At 69.5% G+C, this 18,258-nt stretch carries 13 protein-coding genes and 1 pseudogene; 5 read left to right on the plus strand and 9 right to left on the minus strand.

Annotated features, from left to right (window positions below; all coding sequences use genetic code 11):
- From DUPY_RS01925 to DUPY_RS01945, 5 genes and pseudogenes are all read left to right on the plus strand, one after another.
- A pseudogene (locus DUPY_RS01925) lies at positions 1-257 on the plus strand (FtsW/RodA/SpoVE family cell cycle protein); the annotation flags it as partial.
- Positions 258-259: 2 nt separating this feature from the next.
- Positions 260-1,933, plus strand: a complete 1,674-nt coding sequence (locus DUPY_RS01930) for a hypothetical protein (protein WP_070246013.1) — start codon at positions 260-262, stop codon at positions 1,931-1,933.
- A gap of 11 nt (positions 1,934-1,944) precedes the next feature.
- Entirely contained in the window at positions 1,945-2,439 is a 495-nt protein-coding gene (locus DUPY_RS01935; protein WP_070246014.1) for an SH3 domain-containing protein, read from the plus strand.
- A gap of 143 nt (positions 2,440-2,582) precedes the next feature.
- Positions 2,583-3,584, plus strand: a complete 1,002-nt coding sequence (locus DUPY_RS01940) for a protein phosphatase (RefSeq protein ID WP_070246015.1) — start codon at positions 2,583-2,585, stop codon at positions 3,582-3,584.
- Between the two features lie 196 nt (positions 3,585-3,780).
- The gene (locus DUPY_RS01945) at positions 3,781-5,319 is read left to right on the plus strand and encodes an FHA domain-containing protein (RefSeq protein ID WP_070246016.1); all 1,539 of its coding nucleotides are present in this window, start codon (positions 3,781-3,783) and stop codon (positions 5,317-5,319) included.
- Between the two features lie 8 nt (positions 5,320-5,327).
- Here DUPY_RS01945 and DUPY_RS01950 read toward each other — a convergent pair whose 3' ends face one another.
- The 9 genes from DUPY_RS01950 to DUPY_RS01990 form a co-directional block, all read right to left on the minus strand.
- Positions 5,328-6,224 carry a pirin family protein gene (locus tag DUPY_RS01950; RefSeq protein ID WP_070246017.1) on the minus strand — a complete coding sequence of 299 codons (897 nt, stop codon included), beginning with the start codon at positions 6,222-6,224 and terminating at the stop codon, positions 5,328-5,330.
- A gap of 113 nt (positions 6,225-6,337) precedes the next feature.
- Positions 6,338-6,685, minus strand: a complete 348-nt coding sequence (locus tag DUPY_RS01955) for a zinc ribbon domain-containing protein YjdM (protein WP_070246018.1) — start codon at positions 6,683-6,685, stop codon at positions 6,338-6,340.
- A gap of 60 nt (positions 6,686-6,745) precedes the next feature.
- Positions 6,746-9,139, minus strand: a complete 2,394-nt coding sequence (locus DUPY_RS01960; RefSeq protein ID WP_070246019.1) for an SUMF1/EgtB/PvdO family nonheme iron enzyme — start codon at positions 9,137-9,139, stop codon at positions 6,746-6,748.
- Between the two features lie 16 nt (positions 9,140-9,155).
- Positions 9,156-11,453, minus strand: coding sequence for an SPFH domain-containing protein (locus tag DUPY_RS01965; protein ID WP_070246020.1), 2,298 nt, complete (start codon positions 11,451-11,453; stop codon positions 9,156-9,158).
- 95 nt (positions 11,454-11,548) lie between these two features.
- Positions 11,549-12,553 carry a hypothetical protein gene (locus DUPY_RS01970; protein WP_070246021.1) on the minus strand — a complete coding sequence of 335 codons (1,005 nt, stop codon included), beginning with the start codon at positions 12,551-12,553 and terminating at the stop codon, positions 11,549-11,551.
- On the minus strand, positions 12,550-13,719 hold the full coding sequence (locus DUPY_RS01975; RefSeq protein ID WP_070246022.1) for a hypothetical protein: 1,170 nt from the start codon (positions 13,717-13,719) through the stop codon (positions 12,550-12,552). The genes DUPY_RS01970 and DUPY_RS01975 overlap by 4 nt, the downstream gene beginning before the upstream one ends.
- A 1-nt stretch (position 13,720) precedes the next feature.
- A complete protein-coding gene (locus DUPY_RS01980; RefSeq protein ID WP_070246023.1) occupies positions 13,721-14,461 on the minus strand; it encodes a hypothetical protein in 741 nt (246 codons plus the stop codon).
- Positions 14,458-15,843, minus strand: a complete 1,386-nt coding sequence (locus DUPY_RS01985) for a hypothetical protein (RefSeq protein ID WP_070246024.1) — start codon at positions 15,841-15,843, stop codon at positions 14,458-14,460. The genes DUPY_RS01980 and DUPY_RS01985 overlap by 4 nt, the downstream gene beginning before the upstream one ends.
- 102 nt (positions 15,844-15,945) lie before the next feature.
- A partial coding sequence (locus DUPY_RS01990; RefSeq protein ID WP_070246025.1) for a penicillin-binding transpeptidase domain-containing protein occupies positions 15,946-18,258 on the minus strand: 2,313 nt, incomplete at its 5' end.

Genomic DNA, 18,258 nt, shown 5'->3' on the forward strand with positions numbered 1-18,258 from the left:
CCGCCTGGCGCGCCGGCTTTGCCGCCCGTAATTTCCGCCAGGCCTGGTCGGCGCGCTTTCGCTACTTTGCGCTGTGCGGCGGCGGCGCCTTCGTGCTGGGCCACTTCCTGCTGTCGTGGGGCACCAACCTGGCCATCTTCCCCATCATGGGCCAGCCCATGAGCTTCCTGTCGGCCGGCGGCAGCCACCTGCTGTTTTTCCTCTGCCCCCTGCTAGCGTTCAGTGCCGCCGGCGCACCATCTTTAGAAGGAGAATGACCATGCCGATCTACGTCCAACACGAGGTTCTGGGCCGCATCCCCGACGTCTTCAATGCCGAAGCGATCTGGCAGGCGCCGGGACTGGCGTTGTTCTCGCGCCGCCCGCTGCTGCGCGACCTGCTCGAGCGCAGCCCGCGCGAGCATCGCGGCCGCGCCGCCACCCGCTGCTTTTCGCACGTCACGCTGGTGCTGCCGCAGGAAGATGTCGATGACGACTACCACCTCACGCGCGGCGCCCGCGCCCGCGACCTGGCGCAAACGCTCGCCACGCTGCACCAGAAGGATTTCGGCGACCTGCTCGGCAGCGACCAGGTGCGCTACGACGTGGTGGGCGCCGAATCGCTGGCGCCCGGCGAGATCGAGGTACGCTTCGGCCACGCCGTCTACCTGCCCGCGCCCGGCGAAAAAGTGCTCTACAACGTCAGCGTGTCGCGCGACAGCGCCATCTGGCACCCGGTCTGCGCAATCTATCCCAACCAGCGCCTGGCCCTGATCGGCGGGCAAGCCGGCCAGGGCGCCGCCGACTGGCCCTTCGGCCCGGACGGCGCCATCCTGGTCATCAACGACGGCGCCGATACCGTGCCGGTGGTGGACATGCGTCCGCGCGGCGATTTCGACTGCCGCTACGATCCGCGCAGCGGCTACTACACCATCAAATCGCTGCGCGACATCGACGGCGGCGGCCCGCGCCTGCTGCTCAGGATTGCCCGCAATGCCGCGTTTGCCAGCGAACCGGTCGGCCCATCGGCCGCGCACGCAGCCGCGACGCCAGTCGTCGTACCGCAGCCGGCGCCGGCCGACCTGCCGCCACAGATGCCGGCGCAACGTGCTGCAGCGATAACTGCGGCCACAGCGGCGACCGCAGCGGCGGCCAGGCCCGCGCGGCCGGCGGTCTGGCAAAGCCGCGCCGACGGCATGCCGCTCGATCCCACCGCCACCCCCGCCATGTCGCTTAGCCACAAGCCGACAGCGCCGGCCACCTTGCCCGGTGAAAGCGATGCCACCTACGCGCCATTGGCGCAACAGCGCGTGCAACTGGTGGCGCTGGCCCTGCCGCGCCTGAGCCGCTATCGCGACACCGGCGCCCAGGCGCTGGTGCTGCCGTTCGACCGGTCGCTGTCGCTGTGCGCCGAGGAGCAAGCCGATACCGCCATCAGCTTCGCGATCGACGCCGCCGACGAACTCACCGCCTGCACGGCGGCCGGCCGCCAGCGCATCACGGCACCGGCCACCTTCGCCCCGGTCGATGCGCGCACCATGCGCCTGCTGCCGGCGGCGCCGGCCATGGCCGACCGCTACCACGCCCTGCTGTGCCTGGCGCAGCCTGTCGGCGCAGCGGTCGCCAGCGGCGCGCGCTTCACCTTCGGGCGCAGCTCAAACATGCTGGCGGCGCTGCGCGTGCTCGACTCGCCGCGCTTCATCCGCCGCGCCGATGGCGCCCCTGGCGCCGCCAGCGCCGACCGCATCGGCCTGTCGCGCAACGCCTTCAGTTTCGAGGCCACCGACCATGGTTACCGGATCGGCCGCCTGTCCACCAGCCAGGCGCTGTACCACCTGGACGAACGGATGACTTTCGTGGCAATGATCGCCGACACCGGCCCGGAGCGCCCCTACCTGCTGCCGCACGGTCACCACCTGGTGGCGGGCCACTACGTGCTGCGCTTCGACGCCTGAGGAGAGTCGCCATGAATACCGCGACGCTGACCACGGCCGCCGCCTTTGCGGCCGGCCTGGCGCTCACCTGGTGCCTGTGCGCGTGGCTCACCCCGCGCCGCTGGTGGCGCCGGCCAACTCTGCGCGCACTGGCCATTTCCGCTGCGGGCGCGTGGGGCTTCGGCAGCCTTATCTTTTCAGCCTTACCGGTGGCAGCCCTGCCCGCAGCAGCCCTCCCCGCAGCGGCGTCGCCCACTGCGGTAAACAGCAGCAGCGCTGCGCCAGCCACCGCCATCGGATCGGGCAGCGCGTTCCGGGTGCACCGCGACCTCAACCTGCGCCGCAGCGCCGGTGTCGACGCCCCGCGCTTGCTCACGGTGCCGGCCGGCGCCACCGTGGTCGCCACCGGCCGGCGCCATGGCGACTGGTGGCAAGTGACGGCCATTATCGAAGGCCGCGAGTGCAGCGGCTGGGCCAGCAGCCTGTGGCTGCGCCGCAGCGCAGAACCACCACGGCCGCGTCGATGAACGCAGACGCGCTCACAGGCGCCAGCGTCCATGTCGGCGCCAGCGCGCGCACCGGAAGCGAAACCGGGACCGCGACCGGGTCCGGGAGCGGATTTTCAGCTAAGCTGTGGTCTTTCGCCTCCTGCGCCCCGGCGCCCGCAACGATGACCCGCATCACCGATCCGCTCGATTTCGGCCCCGGCCTCGCCATCGCGGCGCGCAGTTGCGCCAGCATCTGCCCGTCGCAAGTCCCCGAAAACCAGGACAACCTGCTGCTGATCGACGCCACCGGCCGCGCCGCCTTCCTGCAGGACCAGGCGCCGCACAGCGTGCAGGTGCCAGGCTGGCCGGCCGGCCACGTGCGGGTGGCGGTGATGGATGGCATGGGTGGCCATGGCCACGGCCGTGAAGCTGCCGAGGCGGTGGCTACAGGCCTGTTGGGCGTGCCGGCATGCAGTACCCAGGCCGAACTCGATCAGCGGCTCGACGCCCTGCACACCAAGTTACAACAGCATTTTCGCCAGCCGCGCGACAGCCTGCGCCGGCCCGGCACCACGCTCACGCTGCTGGAAATCGCCCCGGGCAGCGCGCCACTGCTGTACCACGCCGGCGACTCGCGCCTGTACGAAATCTCGGCCCAGGCCGCGCGTCCGCTCACGGTGGACCATGTGCCGGCGACCTGCTTCGCCATGCACGGCCTGCTGGGCGAACAGGAATGGTGGCAGCAGGTGCACGGCGAACACCGGCCGCAAATCTCTCAGGCCTACATCCTCGGCAACGCCTTCGGCAATCCGCAGGTGCTGGAAGACCCCCTGCTGGCCCTCGACGCGCGGCGCCTGCCGCCGTTCCTGCGCGAGCTGGGCGACCGCCGCGCGCTGGCCGTGCGCGAGGACGCGCTGTACCTGCTGGCCACCGACGGTTTCTGGTCGTGCGGCCGGCCGCTGGAATGGACCGCGCGCTGGCCGGCGCTGATGGCGCGTCCCGGCCACGCGCCCGGCGCCGCGCTCGACGCCCTGTTCGCCGACTATACGGACAACCCGCCACGCGAACTGCACATCGATAACGTCACCGCCATCGTGCTGCGCTTTGGCACGGCACCCGCGCGGCCGCCTGACAACATTGACGAAACGGCACTGCCGGCGGCATCAATCGCGCCGCATTCGTGACAGCTGAACCGGCCGCAGTCGCGTGATCTGTTGCAGCATGTCCGCAGCAGGCGCCAGTCTGCAACAATATGCGGATCAGATGCACCTTTGATTGGCAATGCACGCCGAAACCGCATAAACTTACGGTTATCCCATCGGTCGGTTTGTCATGAAAAAATGCAGTAATGCCCAGCACCCGCACTGCACTCATTGGGTCATGCCAGGAAATCAAGCTTGCGAGGGCGGCCACGCCCAAGCCGATTCCTCGAGCTATGCCCTGCTGAGCGCCATGCGTACAACGCGTTCCGGCTTGCCCGTGACGACGCTGGGTGACGTCCATACCGGTCCGGCTGCACCCTCGACCACCACGCCAATCGCGCCAGTCGCGCCCGTTTCGCCAAACGGCTACGCCCGTCCCCTGCAACGCGCCCAGGCCGAGCGCCCGCAACTGCACATCAGCGGCTTCGACCCGCGCGCAGCCGGCGGCCGCCAAACCCTCAAAATGGAATTGCGCGGCATGCCCGAGGCCAGCGCGCCGCAACTGGCGCTGGCGGTGCAGTCGGAGCTGATTCCCCACGGCGCCGCGCGCCAGCAGTTCGTGCGCGCGGTCGGCGGCGACTGGCGGCCCGTGTTCGTCGAGTTTTCGTCGCGCGACAGGGAGCACGGTCAGTACCAGATCAGCATCGAAGTCCTGAGCCAGCACGCCGGCCAGGCGCCGCGCAAATGGGTGTGCACGTTCGTGATCCTGGTGCCGCGCCTGGACGCCACCCTTACCGAAATCCACCGCATCTTCCTCAGCACCCACAAGAACGTGCGGGTGATGGCGGACGACGCCTCGATTGCGCGCGTAAGCGCCAGCGGTGGCGACAGCCTCGATATCGACGTCACCGCGCGCAATGCCGGCATCGCCCACCTCGACCTGAACGCTCCGGCCGGCAAGGTGGACCTGGGCTTTTCCACCATCGCCTGGGACGAGGACCTGATCGAGATCGACATGCCGGCGGCCGGCGCGGTGCACCCGCACGCCAGTTGCGCGGCCTCGCTGGTCAATGCCGCGCCCGAAGCCGGCGCCCAGCGCCAGATCCGCTTGTTCGCGGTCGAAGAATGTGTATTCGGCCGGTTCGAGCTGGTCGATCCCGAAGCGCATGCGCTGCTCACGCACTACTCGGCCGACGGCCAGGACACCAATGGACTTACGCGCCGCCTGTCCGGCCGCCACGCGATCATCCGCCGCGCCGGCGCCGGATTTGAAATCGAAGACGTGTCGCGTTACGGCATCCTGCTCGACGGCGTATGGCCCGGCAAGCACAAGCCCACCGCGCTGCGCCTCGGCATGCGTATCGAACTGACCGCCAGCATCAAGGGCGTGGCGGTGTTGCAGGTCAGCGCCATCATGCCGCACGGCGTGATCCTGCATCGCATCGACCAAGGCGCCAGCGCCGAGTGCTACTACGTGCTGGCGCCCGACACCCATCCCGGTTTTCCGGTCAAGACCTTTGCGGCAGCACCGCATGCAGCCGCGCTGCCGCTGCTGTTCCACGGCGCCGGCGGTTTCTGGCACCTGGACCAGCTCACCGGCAAGGAAACCGCGCTGGCGCCCACCGTGTCGCTGGAAAAACTCAGCCGCGTGCCACGCCACAGCCGCTTTGCCAGCGATGCGTATCCCGAACACTGGATCATCCGCACCGCCGGCGGCGACGTCAGCGAAGCCTACCGGGCCAGCTCAGGCCACGCCTACCACGCCCAAACGGCGTAAAAGTCAGCTTAAAGGTAGCTCGGCGCCGGCTTCCTGGCCGGCAGCGGAATGAACTCCGTCTCGCCCGGCACCTTGGGAAAGCGTTGCGCTTCCCAGTCTTCTCCCGCCTGCACGATGCGCTCCTTGCTCGACGAGACAAAATTCCACGACATGAAGCGGCGGCCGTCCAGCGGTTCGCCACCGATCACCACGAAGTGGGCGGCGCTGTCGTCCGTGGCTTTCACCCGCTGCTGCTCGGCCGTGGCCAGCAGCGCCATGGTGTGCAGTTCGAGCGGGGCGCCATCGATTTCCACCGCGCCACTGATCGGATAGATCGCCGCTTCTTCCGGCAGGCCATTGAGCGCCAGCACCTGGCCGGCCTGCAGCACGATGTCGAGGTACAGCGTGCGGCTGTAAGTTTTGACCGGCGATGTGTGGCCGAAGGCGCTGCCCACCAGCACCCGGATCACGGCGCCATCGATTGCCAGTTGAGGTATGTCGGCGGCGGGCGTGTGACAAAAGCCCGGTTCGTCCTCTTCGTGCGCGACCGGCAGCGCGGCCCACAGTTGCAGGCCGTGCGTGCGGTGCGGCACCTCGATCAGGTCTTGCGGGGTGCGCTCGGAATGGACGATGCCGCGCCCGGCGGTCATCCAGTTGACGGCGCCCGGTTCGATGCGCTGGACCGTGCCGAGGCTGTCGCGGTGGTCCATCGCGCCTTCGAACAGGTAGGTGACGGTGGCCAGGCCGATGTGCGGATGCGGACGCACGTCGTGGTCGGCGTGGGCCGGGGCCTCGACCGGACCAAAATGGTCGAAGAAGATGAACGGCCCGACCGCCTGCTTGATGGCGGACGGCAGGTAGCGGCGCACCACGAAGCCGCCGCCCAGGTCCTTCTCGTGGCCCTTGAGCAGATTGGCGATGGTCATGGCTGTTCTCCTTGTTGACAGTGTACGATATGGGTCATGCGGGTTCCCCGTGCGGATGGTCGGAGCCGACAATGTACACCTTTCGGTGGCCGGCCGCCTCTCCTGAACGGGAGCTACACTACCTTGCGCACGAATTCGGTTTTCAGGCTCATCGCGCCGAAACCGTCGATCTTGCAATCGATATCGTGGTCGCTGTCCACCAGGCGAATGTTCTTGACCTTGGTGCCCACCTTGACGGTGCCGCCACCGCCCTTGAGCTTGAGGTCCTTGATGACGGTGACGGTGTCGCCGTCTGCCAGCACATTGCCGGCCGAGTCGCGGTACACGCGCGGGCCGTCTTCAGCAGCCGCCGCACCGGCAGTGGCGCTCCACTCGTGCGCGCACTCCGGGCATACCAGTTGCGCGCCATCTTCGTACGTATATTCGGAGTGACATTTGGGGCATGGTGGCAAGGCGCTCATGGTAGATCCTGGGTTGTTAAAAGAGGCGGCAGTATACACCCGCCCCCCGTGCCAGACCAACTAGGCCAGTTTGCGGGCCACGCGGAAGCCGACGATGTCGTTGGCCAGCAGCGCCGAGTAGCCGTTGCGCACCGCCGCGCGCAGGTAGCGCGGGTTGTACAGCCACGAGCCGCCGCGCAGGATGCGGCGCGCCTGGTCGCCACCGGCTTCCCACGCGCTGCCGTCGGCGGGCGCACCGTCGTAGGTGTCGTGCACCGCGTCCTGGGTCCATTCCCACACGTTGCCGTGCATGTCGAACAGGCCCCAGGGATTGGGCTGGAACGCATTCACCCTGGTGGTCCCCTGGCGGAACTCGCCGCGCGGGCCGCCGTTGTAGACGTAGTTACCGTCGTAGTTGGCCTGGTCGGTACCGATGGTGTCGCCGAAGCTGAAGGCGGTCTTGGTGCCGGCGCGGCACGCGTATTCCCACTCCGCCTCGCTGGGCAGGCGGTAGGTCTGGCCGGTTTGTTCGGACAGCCAGCGCAGGTAGCGCTGGACGTCGTGCCAGCTCACGCCCACCACCGGGTGCAGATCGTCCTGGGCGAAGCCGGGCGCCTGCCAGTCCACGTCCGACTGCGACTCCCAGCCAGTGGCGCGGGCGAACTGGCGCCACTGGCCGACGGTCACCGGGTAGCGGCCCATGGCGAACGAGTACGCGATGCCGACCCAGTGCTGCGGGCCCTCGCGCTGCAGCCATTTTTTTTCAGCGCCGGCTTTTATTGCCGCCGCCTGCTCCACCTCGTGCGATCCCATCTGGAAGCGGCCGGTGGGAATCAGCACCAGGTCGGGGCCGGCGCCGCTGCCATCAGCAAAGCGGTCGCGCAGCACGCCGCTGGCGTCGGCCACCGGGCTGGCGGGAGACGGAATGAGCGCCGCCAGTTCGGCCGCGTGGCGTTCGGCTTGCTGCTTGCGGTGGCGATCCTGTTCGGCCCGGTAAGCCGCTTCAGCCTTCAGTTGCGCGGCCTTGCGCTGCTGTTCTTCGCGCTCTTCGCGCGCCTGCCTGGCGTCAGCGTCACGGCGCGCCGCCAATTGCTCGCGCAGCACCTGCTTGCGCGCCAGCGCGGCCGCTTCCGCCTCGGCGCGCTGTTTCGCCTCCAATGCCCTGCGCTGCTGGTCGAGCCGCACTTTTTCAATCGCCGCCGCCCTGGCTTCGGCCTCGCGCCGCGCTGCCAGTTCGGCCGCTTGCACCACGCGTTCGCGCTCGGCCAGCCTGGCCTGCTCGGCCTGCGCTGCTGCTTGCTCCGCCTCTTGCTGCTGGCGTTGCGCAGCCTGTTCACGCTCGCGCACCAGCTGCTGCTGTTGTTCCTGCTGTTCGCGCTGCTGGCGCCGTTGCTGCTCCTGCTGGGCTCGCTCCCGCTCTTGCTCGCGCTGCGCCGCCTGCTCGGCCAGCTCCGCTGCGGAAGGACCGGCAGCGTCGCGCAGACTGGCCAGCAGTTCGGTGACGGACGCCTGGCGGCGCTCGGCCACGATCGCAAACCCCTGCTGCAGCACCTGCCACTGGCGCTCGTTCAGTCCCTTGGGCGCCGACGGCTGGAAGTCGGCCGGCCGCAGATCGTCGAACGGCACCCGGCCTTCGAGCAGCTGGTAGATCATCACCGCCACCGCGTAGACATCTAGCCTGGGCGACGGCTGCCGCTGGTGCACGCCCGCTTCGGGCGCGCGGTAGCCGACCGTGCCGGCATTGGGCGTTTGCAGCCCCAGGCTGCTGCCCGCGTTGCGCGCGCGCGAGGCGATGCCGAAGTCGAGCAGCTTGACCTCGCCCTTCTGCGTCAGGAACACGTTGCCGGGTTTCAGATCGCGGTGCACCAGCTTGTGCTTGTCCCAGGCGTAGGCCAGTGCGTCGCCGACCGGCGCAAGCAGGCGGAACACGGCATCGAGCGCCAGCGATCCTTGCTGCGCCAGGTAGGCGTCGAGGTCCTGGCCTTCGAGGTATTCCATGATGATGAAGTAGCTGGACGTGGCCGGATCCTGCGCCCACTCGTACACGCGCACGATGTTTTCGTGCGCCAGCCGGCGCGCCTGCGTGGCTTCCTCGATCAGCAGCTTGGCATGGGTGGCGCTCTGGGTGAGCTGCGGCGGCAGTATCTTGAGGGCCACCGTCTCGCTGTGGCCCAGCTCCGCGTGGGTGGCCAGGTCGGTGGCCTGCCACACCTGCCCCATGCCACCCATGCCGATCAGGCGCTCGAGCCGGTAGCGGCGGTGTTGCGGACCGATTTCCTGGCCGGTCATCAGGCCCAGTTCAGTACCCTGGCGCGGCGCGTGGATGGGCGCGGTCGGCGCGGCGGCGCCTCCCGGCGGCGCGTACTCCGCATCCAGGATGGCGTTCTTGCGGCGGTCGAACTCCTGCAAGCTCAATAAACCGTCTTCATGTAAGGCCCGCAGTTCGCGGATCTTGTCCCTTGCCGTTTGCATCATCGCAGTGTAACCAACCCTACGCCAATCCAGCGCCGCATTGCGGGCAGAACCTGTCTTCCGGGTGGCCTGGGCGCTGCGCGTGGCCGTTCGGGCAGCGGCGGGCCGGCGGCAGGCCCGCGTCGGCCCAGGCGCCATGGGCGTTGCCGGTGATGGCCGCCACGCCGCCCGCCACGCCGATGCCCAGCTGGCTCTGGGTGATCAGGGCGCTGGCGCTGGCCGCGTTCTGCACATTGAGCAGGTCGAGCTGGTGGCGCCGGTCCTTGTCCAGCTCCGCGTCGCGGTGGGTGCGCTCCTCGAACACGCGCTCATACGCCAGGCGCGCCGCCTCCGCCGGTGAGACGCCCTGCTCGGCCGCCACCACCTGCGACAGCGACTGGATCTGCTCCGGCGTCATGCCGCCCTGGATCTGCATGCGCATGATCTGGGCGACCGCCTGCGCGTTCGATTCGTTGGCAGTGGCCACCATGCCGATATCGCTCAGGCGCCCGATGGCCTCGATGCGGCTCAGTTCATGGCTTTGCTGCGACAGCAGCACGTCGTAATCGCCCTTCCAGCGCGCGAACTTTTCGTCGCGCTCGTGCTCGAGCTTTTTCAGTTCGTGCTGCCACTCCGCCTCGCGCTCGCGCTGGCGCAAGATCTGGCGCTGCTCGTCGAGCGCCAGCTGGTCGAGCGCGGCCTGCTTGCCCAACGACTGGTTCTGGCGTGCGTGGATGCCGTCGGCCTCGATGGTGCGCAGCAGCTTTTCGTACTGGGCGATGGCGTCGGCCTGCTCGCCGGTGCGGCGCAGGTCCTCGATCTTCTGGCTGATCTCGGCCACTTCCACCGCGTTGGCGGCATCCTTGACCGCATCGCCGCGCAGCAGTTCGCGCTGGCGCGCCAGCGCCAGCTGATCCTCCCATTCCTGCACCCGCTCCGCTTCGCGGCGACGCGCAGCCACGGCCACCGTCATGCCCTGGATACGGGCGTTGTGGGCTTCGGCCTCCAGTTCCAGCTCGCGCGACTTTTCGTCCTTTTCGCGCTGGCGCAGCGCTGCCAGTGCATTCCTGCGGTGCGACTCGTCCTCAATCTGCAGGGCCTGGGCAATCTGGTTTTCGATGGCCTGCTGGCGCAACTGGTGGCCCAGGCGCTGCTGTGCCAACTGGCGCTGCTCGGCGGCGGTTTGCTGCAGCACTTCGAGCTCGGTGCGCATCTTGATCTGGGCCAGGTGACGCACATGCTCCCAGTCGGCCTGTTCGCCGGCGCGCCCGGCTTTTTTGTGGGCCAGCTCGTGTTCGAGATCGGCCAGCACGGTGCCGGCGCCCTTGTCGATGGCCACCTTTCGGGTTTTCGCCTCCATCACCTGGCTGTAGAGTTCCACCTCGCGCGCGCGCAGCGCCTGCACCCGCTCGCTCTCCTTGAGCGTGAGCCCGGCCTTGTTGACGCTGGCGTCCTGGCGCAGCTCGGCGCGGCGAAAATCGGAACGCATCTTCTGCTCTTCGCGCCAGATCGCCTGCCATTCCTCTTCGTCGTAGATCTGGTCGAGCTGCTTGACGTGTTCGAGCTGCACGTGGCGCTCGTCGGCCACCAGCCACAGGGTGCCGATGCGGGCGCGGTTATGGTCGAATTTATCGTGGCGCAGCGCGGCCGTTTCCACCCGCTCCACCGCCAGGCCGTACGAGGCCAGGCGCTGCTTCAGGGCGCTTTGCAGGCGCTCGTCGAGTTGTGCGCGCAGGTCGGCGTTGCCGGCCATGTCGCGCATCGAACGGCTGCCCACGAATTCCGCCGCCAGTTGGCGCACCGAGGGCGCCAACAGCTCCTGCAGGTGCACGGTGCTCACCACGCCGGGCACGGTCATGAAGTGGCGGGCAAAGGCGGCCACGTTCTCGATCTTGATGGCGACCGTGAAGCGCGCCGACACCTTCAGGTGCTCGGCCGTGTGCAGATCGTCGAACGAGAACTCCACCGGCAGCGCGGCGCTGCGGGTGATCAGGATTTCGGCATCCTGGTTGCGCAGCAGGTGGTTCAGGCGGGTGAAAAATCCTTCGATTTCGTACTCGCCCTGCGGCACTTCGGTGGCCTTGTCGGCTTGCAGGATGTAGGCGCGGGTGGTGGCTGGCACGCGCAGGGTCTTGGTAAAAATGCCGGTCAGGGCGCTCACGCCGAAGTACACGGCCAGCTCGTCGTCGCCCGGTACCCAGCGGTTGTCGCGCAGCACCGGTTCGTTGCGGGGCGCGCCCAGGGTCAGTCCGCAATGGTTGCAGTAGCCCGACTGGTCGTCGCTCTTGTGCGCGCAGCGCGGGCATTTGACGCCGCCAAAACCAAACATTTGGAACATGTCAGACTCCTTCTTCGATTCATCTCGCGCGCCGCCCGCCGGCTGTCAGTGGACGATTTTAGCAGGGCGGCGCGATTCATTCAGCGTACTTCGTTTCAGATCATGCCGATGCGGTCGATGCAGGCGACACTCGCGCCTTTTTCGCGCAGCCGGACGGCAAAACCGGGCGGCAGCGAGGTCTCCCATTCGGCCGGCAGCAGTACCCGGTCGCCCGGTACGGCCATGGTCGCGATCAGGGCCAGTTTCGGTTCGCGCCCCGCCACCGACTCCACCACGCCGGCGTGCCAGGCGCTGGAGGTGCCGGTGGCGATCAGGCGCCCGCGCGGCACGAATTCGCGCCCGCGCGCCAGGCGATCGGCCATCACCAGCGCCAGCTGGTAAGAGCCGCCCTGGAAGCGCGGCTGGCCAAAGCGCACCACCGTGCGCCAGCGCCCCAGGCCATGGCCGTCGAAATGGCGGGCGCCGGCCAGCGCCTGGCGCACGTCCTGCTGGGCGGCCAGGTCCAGCTCCGGCGCGGTGATGGTGTCCTCCTCGGAGGCGTTGGCACCGGCATCGGCATCGATGGCGAACACGCTCACCTCCACCCACGCCAGCGCATCGTTGATGCCGCCGCTGTGTAGCGGAAACCAGGTGCGCACGCTGGAGACGGCCGACGCCAGGTCGGCATGGCCGTCCAGCGCACCGAGGTGACCGATGACCACGCCGTCCACCAGCGCGTCGCTCACCTGGCCCAGGTGCCAGCGGTCTGACCAGCCCTGCGCTGTCAAGGGCGCGTCCGCAGGCACCGGGCGCAGGCCGCGCACCATGCGGTCGGCCAGCACGGCCGCCAGCTCCCATTCACGCTGGCCGGCATCCGGACTGAAATCCATGCTCAGCACCACCTGGTCGCGGCTGTCGAGGAACGGCTCGGTGTGGCGTGCCAGCCGCACCACTTGCTGCATCCGTTCCGCCATGGCAGGCGCGCCGGGTACCGTGCATTTGACATCGGCGCGATTGGCGCGCGGACGGCGGCTGGCCGTAATCGTCAACCGGCGGCCATCGGCGAGCACGCAGGCGCAGGCCGCATTGAGCGGCAGCGGGGTTTTGGCAAGGCTGGTCATAGTGCAGGCTCCTGGCGCGGCACATGCGCGGCGCGGCGCAACGCCAGGCCGGTTTCGAGGTTGGCGCACAAGCGGTCCGCTTCGTCGAGCAGCGCTGGCCAGTCATCATCGCCCGCCAGGTGCAGGCGCGCCAGCAGCAGCGACCATGCCTCGTCGAGCGCCGCCACGGCAATCGCAGTGGCGCCAGCGCGGCGGGCCTGGTCGGCAGCGTCCAGCGGCTGGTCGGGCGCAGCCCACGCCAGTGACGGCATGGTGTCCACGTTCAGGCTGGCCATGCCCAGGCGCAGCAGCAGCGACTGGTGCTGCTGGAAGATCGCCGGCCCTGCGGGCAGCACCAGCACGCGCAGGTCGCGGCTGAGTACCGGCAGCTCCAGGAACAGCCGGCGCAAGCCGGCGGCGTCCTGCCGGTCGGGTTTGTCGTGCAGGGCCGGCTGCGGATGGAACAGCGGCTGTGGTGCGGGGGATAACGCGGGTTCCCGTGACGTCACGGGAGGCGCACCAGCTTGCGGCGGGGCCGACATGGTGTGCAGCACCGCAGCCGCTGGCGCAGTCTCGGCCACCAGCGCAGCTGCGGCCTGCGCCCGCGCCTGCAATACCTGGGCAAAATCGACTTGCCCGGCCAGGTCAACCGGCACGCAGTCATCCACGGTCAGGCCATAGCGCGTGTACAGCAGCTGGTTGAAGCCGGCGCGGAACGCGTGCCATTCGTCCAGCGTGGTGCAAGGCGGCAGGTCGAGCGCGCCCTGCGCCAGCTGGCTTTGCAAGGCGGTTTGCAGGATCGAGCCCAACGCTGCCAGCGACAACTGGCCGCCATGATCGTGGTGTTCGGCGAACAGGAACAAGTCGAAACGCTGCTGTTCGGCGTGCGGATTGGGCGCATCGACCAGCACGCGCACGCGCAGTCCCCACTCGGGCGCGGCGGCAAACGGCGCCAGGTCCAGCACGTAGGGGCCGGGATGGAAGCAGAATGCGGTCTCGCCGGGTGCACAGGCCACCTTGCCGGGCCGCAGCCGGCGCGCCTGCCCGGACGCGCCGAACACCACCAGTACAGTAGCCGACGGCGCCACGTCGCCGGCGTCCAGCCGCAACGCCACCAAGTCCGCGCCCAGGTTGACGCTGGCGGCGGTGTTGGCGGACGGCTTGCCGCGCAGCGAAAACCAGCCCATGCTAGCGCGCCACCGGCGGCGCCGGCTGCACCGTGAAGCCGGCGCCATGCAGCTGAAAATGCGGCACCGGGGCGGTGGCAAACGGCCAGGCGCACTCGCATTCGCCGTCGGCGTCGAGCTGGCCCTGCAGCACGGTGGCGCCGGCGCCGTCGATTACGCGCAGCAGCGGTTGCTCGCCGAGCAGGCGCGCGGCGAACGGCGCCTGCGCCGACAGCGCCAGGATCACCTGCCAGCCGCCGTCGTGCACGACGAAATGCAGGGTCCAGTACTTGTCGTCGGTGACCAGCGAGGCCAGCGCCTCCGGCGTGGTGGACGCGGCGCGCAACATGCCGGCGCTGCCGGACCAGTCGGCATCGTTGGCGGCGACTGGTCCAGTCAAGCTGCCGACACCGGTGCCGGCTCCGCTGGCAGCGTTGGCTGACGCGCTGCCGCCGGCCCTGGTAGCGTTGGTGCTCGCAACGCCGGAGTTGGCAACTGGCTTGCCCTCTGCAATCGGGGCTGCGGCCTGCCCTTGCAACGATAACTGGCGCAACCGCCGCAGCGTGAGCGGCGAGGCGGCCAGCGCTGCGCGCTCGTTGGGCGTGAGCACGCGGGTGCCGGCCAGCGCCGCCAGCAGGGTGGCGTCGGCCAGCACCAGGCGGTCGTCCGCCGCCGCGCGCCCGGCCATCAGCAGCGCGCGCTCTTGCAGGCGCAGCGCCAGCGCTTCCCGTTCATCCTGTGTCGTCAACTCGTTCTCCTTCATGGCGCCGGCGCGGCATCGTGTGATTTGGCCGCGCGCAGCTTGTCGATGGCCTGGTCGCGGCGCTTGCGCAGGGTGGGCATCGAAATACCGTCGAGCGCCGCCAGCTGCGCCAGCGTGGGCAATTCGCCGGTGGCCGGATCGCACCAGGCGTCCGGGTACGTATCGTCGGCCGCACCCAGCAGCTTCTGGTAGACCGCCAGCCGGATCGGCAGCGATTCCGCGCACAAAATGCGCAGCAGCCGGCTGCCAGACGCCTGCGCACTGCGCGCCAGTTCCATGTAGCGGGGGGGCAGGGAAAGCCCGACCGCTACCTGCCGCTCGGCGGCCTGCCGGGCGGCATCCACTGGCATGGTTACCCACGCCGGATCACAGTCCGCGTCCAGGTCTTGATCCTGGTCCTGACCCCATTCGCCTGCCGCCAGCTCCTCCTCCGTCTGGTCCGGTACCCGCGCGGGCAAGATGCGGTCGTCGTCGAACGTCCCGCCGCCCGCTTCGTGTGCCTCCGAGTCGCCCACCACGCGCCAGTAGTCCTCCAGCCAGGCAGCGGCCGCGCCGGCTTCGCCCTGCCAGCCTTCGGCATGGTCGAGATTGGAGGACAGTTCCTCGTAGTCGCCGATCTCCACCAGCATCGCGGCGATCTTGTCCGGGCTGTTTTTCAGGCTGGCGAAGCGCTTGGAGCGCGTGTGCAGCGGCCCCGGGGCGCCGCCATGCTGTTCCAGCGACGCGCTCCAGGCGATGATCCACTCGGCCTTGCAGCCGGCGATCGATTTCATCTGGCGCGCCTCGATGGGCATCGCCTCGATCGCTCGGCCCAGGATGGCGCCCACCTGCGCGCGATGTGCGTGCCAGTCGGCGAACAGGCGGGCAATGTCGCGGTAGGCGGTATCGAGCATGCGGTACGTGTACATCCTGTTGGGCGAGCAGTCGCGTCCCGTGGCGGCGATGTAGTTGTCGGCATCCACCCGGTCGCGCAGGCCGGCATACATGTCGTTGACCTTTTTGCGCAGCACGCCGTCAGCGCCGGGGTCCAGCCAGAAAGCGCCGCTGCGGCCATGTTCGGCAACCAGCGTGGCGACAAACGCCTCCCAGAACGGTGGATACGCCTGCAATTCGAACGCCAGGGCCAGCGCCAGTTCGGCTACCGTTTCGCCGTAGCTGTTGCCATCGGCCTCACCACGCGCCGTGCGCGCATGTGCGCGCAGTGAGGCTGCCAGCGCCTCGACGTAGGCGTCGCGTAGCGCATCCACAGGCGCGTCAGGCTGCACCGGGTCCTGCACCGGCGCCAGGTCGAGGCGGCGCAACACCTGCAGGGAGCACAATCCCAGCAGCTTGCGCACTTGTTCCCAGCCGTGCTCCTGGTACCGGGTTCCTGGCAAACGCATACAGTCCTATCCTGAGTGGCAATCGAAAAGCACGGGCTGGCACCAGCCGCGCGCCCGATCATCATGCCACAGGCGCGCCGCGCCATTGTCGCGTTTACAAGGCTATTTGCCCCTCTGTTCGGGCTTCTGCGCGGCCAGCGTGGACAGCACCGCCGCGACCACCGGCGCCGCGTGGCCGCCACCGGTACTGTCCGAGTGGCTGACAAAGGCGGCAAACGCCAGCCGGTGCGCCTGGCCCGGCAAGGTACCCGGCTCCAGCCAGCCGGTGAACCACACGGTGGCGGTATCGTCGCCGGTGGGCGCGGTGCCGGTCTTGCCGTACAGGCCGCGGCGCACGGCAGCCAGTGCCGGCCCGCCGAAGGCCCCGGCGCCGGTGCCGGCATCGACCACGCCCTTCATGCCGGCGCGAATGCGGTCGAGTCGCACGCCGGTGGGCGCCATGGCGGGCACTTTGCCGGCCTTGCCGTCCAGCTCCAGCAGCAGCCGGGGCACTACCAGCTTGCCCTGCCCCACCGCCGCCGAGGCCAGCGCCATGTGCAGCGGCGTGACCTGCATGCGCAGTCCGATCGCCATCTGGCGCAGCTCGTGGCGGGTGTGGATGGTGTCGATGTGGGCCGGCGTCGCCAGCAAGGCATCCCAGTTGCGCCAGTCGAAGTCCACCGGCAGCAGGCCGCCGTCGAGCCGCACCGGCAGCTCGAAACCGAGGCGGTGGGCCGCTGCGACGATCGGACGCACGCCGTCCAGCGCATCGGCATCGAGCGCCTGTACGCCGGGCGTACCGCCGTCGGGCCGGCCGAACAGGCTGCGGTCGCTCAACTCGCCGGTCCAGGCGAACCAGGTATTGAGACTGTAGGTGAGCGCCTGCGCCAGGCCCAGGCGGCCATCCTGCGCGCGCCGGTCGAGGCCCTGCTCGCGGTAGTTGGTGATGCGCGCCCGCCGGGGCTCCTGCGGATACGTGGGGGCGCCGGTCTCGAAGCCGAAGCCGCGCTGGCGCGCCAGCGCGTTGATCGCCGGCAGCGGCAGACCGCCCAGCAGCGCGTCGAGCTGCGGGTCCTTGCGCGCCGCCATTTCCAGCCCCAGCGCGCTGATCACCTTGAAGGTGGAGCCGGGACTCTGGTGGGCGCCGCCGTCGTGCTGCAAGGCCGGCAGGCGCAACGCGCTGCGGGCGGGATTGGTGCGGTCGTGGTCGCGCACCTCGGCCCAGTTGGCGGCATTGACCGCGCCGCCACCGGCTCCCGCCGCCGCCAGCACGTCGCCGGTGTCGGTATCGAGGATGACCAGGCCCGCGCGCCGTCCGGCGGGCACGGCCTGCCTGCCCGCACAGCCGAAACCAGCGCCGGCGCCGGTCCAGCGGCCCTGGCGCATGCCCACGCAGTCGAGGATGCGCTGGCTCAGCGCCTGCAGCGGCAGGTCGAGCGTGAGCGTGGCGGTGACGGGCTCACCCGCCGCTGGCAACCGGGCCAGCATGCCGGCCACGCTGCTGGCGTGCTCGGGCCCTACGCCCAGCAACGGCGCCAGGCCGGCATTGCTGGCTGCTTCGGTCGGTGCACCGTCGTCCCACAGCGGCGCGCCGTAGCGATCGAACAGCCGGACCGACGAGGGCGCCGGCGACGGCATCGAAGCGCCGCCAGCCAGCGCCCGCCACACCAGCTTGCCACCGGCCAGGCGCAGGTGCCGATACCGCTCGTCGTCCGGGGCGCTGAAGGCCAGCGGACGCACGGTCACTGCCACCTCGCGTGCGCCGGCGTGCAAGGTCAGCGACACGTCCTGCACATCGGCGGCGCTGGCACAGGCGCGGCCGGTACAGGCCTCGACCGACCGCATGGCGGCGCCGCTGCTGGCCACCACGGTTCCCGCCACGAACAGGCGCAACACCTCGCCGCCTGCTGCCGCTTGCGGCAAGGTGACGGCCAGCCGTATCAGCGGCGCCGGTCTGCCATTGATGCCGTTGATGCCGTTGATGCCATTGCTGCCATTGTTACCGTTACCATCGGCATTGCCCCGTGCGCCATTGCCGTCACTGCCGCCATCGCCCACCTCGCCAGCCGGCGGCCAGCGCGCCACCCGTGTCCACGGCTGCCAGCCCTGCGGCAAGGTGGCGAACAGGCGCGCGGCCGCCACCGGCATGCCCGTGGTGGTCGCGACCATCACCGGACCGCTGTCGGCGCTGCTGCCACTGTCATTTCCCGCGCCGCCGTCCGTACTGGCGCGCCACTCCGGCGCGGCGGCGGCATCGCTGCGCACGCGCCATGCCAGCAGGCGCCGCTCGCCGTTGAAGATATCGACCTGTTGCCGCACGTAGGCGCCGTCGGCCTGGTAGTACAGGCGCTTGAGCAGTTTGTCGGTGGCCGCGCCGGATGCGACATGGCGCCAGTCGTCCAGGCGCGCCACGCGGTCGGCGGGACCGGCGGCCCG

This window comes from Duganella phyllosphaerae (assembly GCF_001758785.1).
Taxonomy (GTDB): Bacteria; Pseudomonadota; Gammaproteobacteria; order Burkholderiales; family Burkholderiaceae_D; genus Rugamonas; species Rugamonas phyllosphaerae.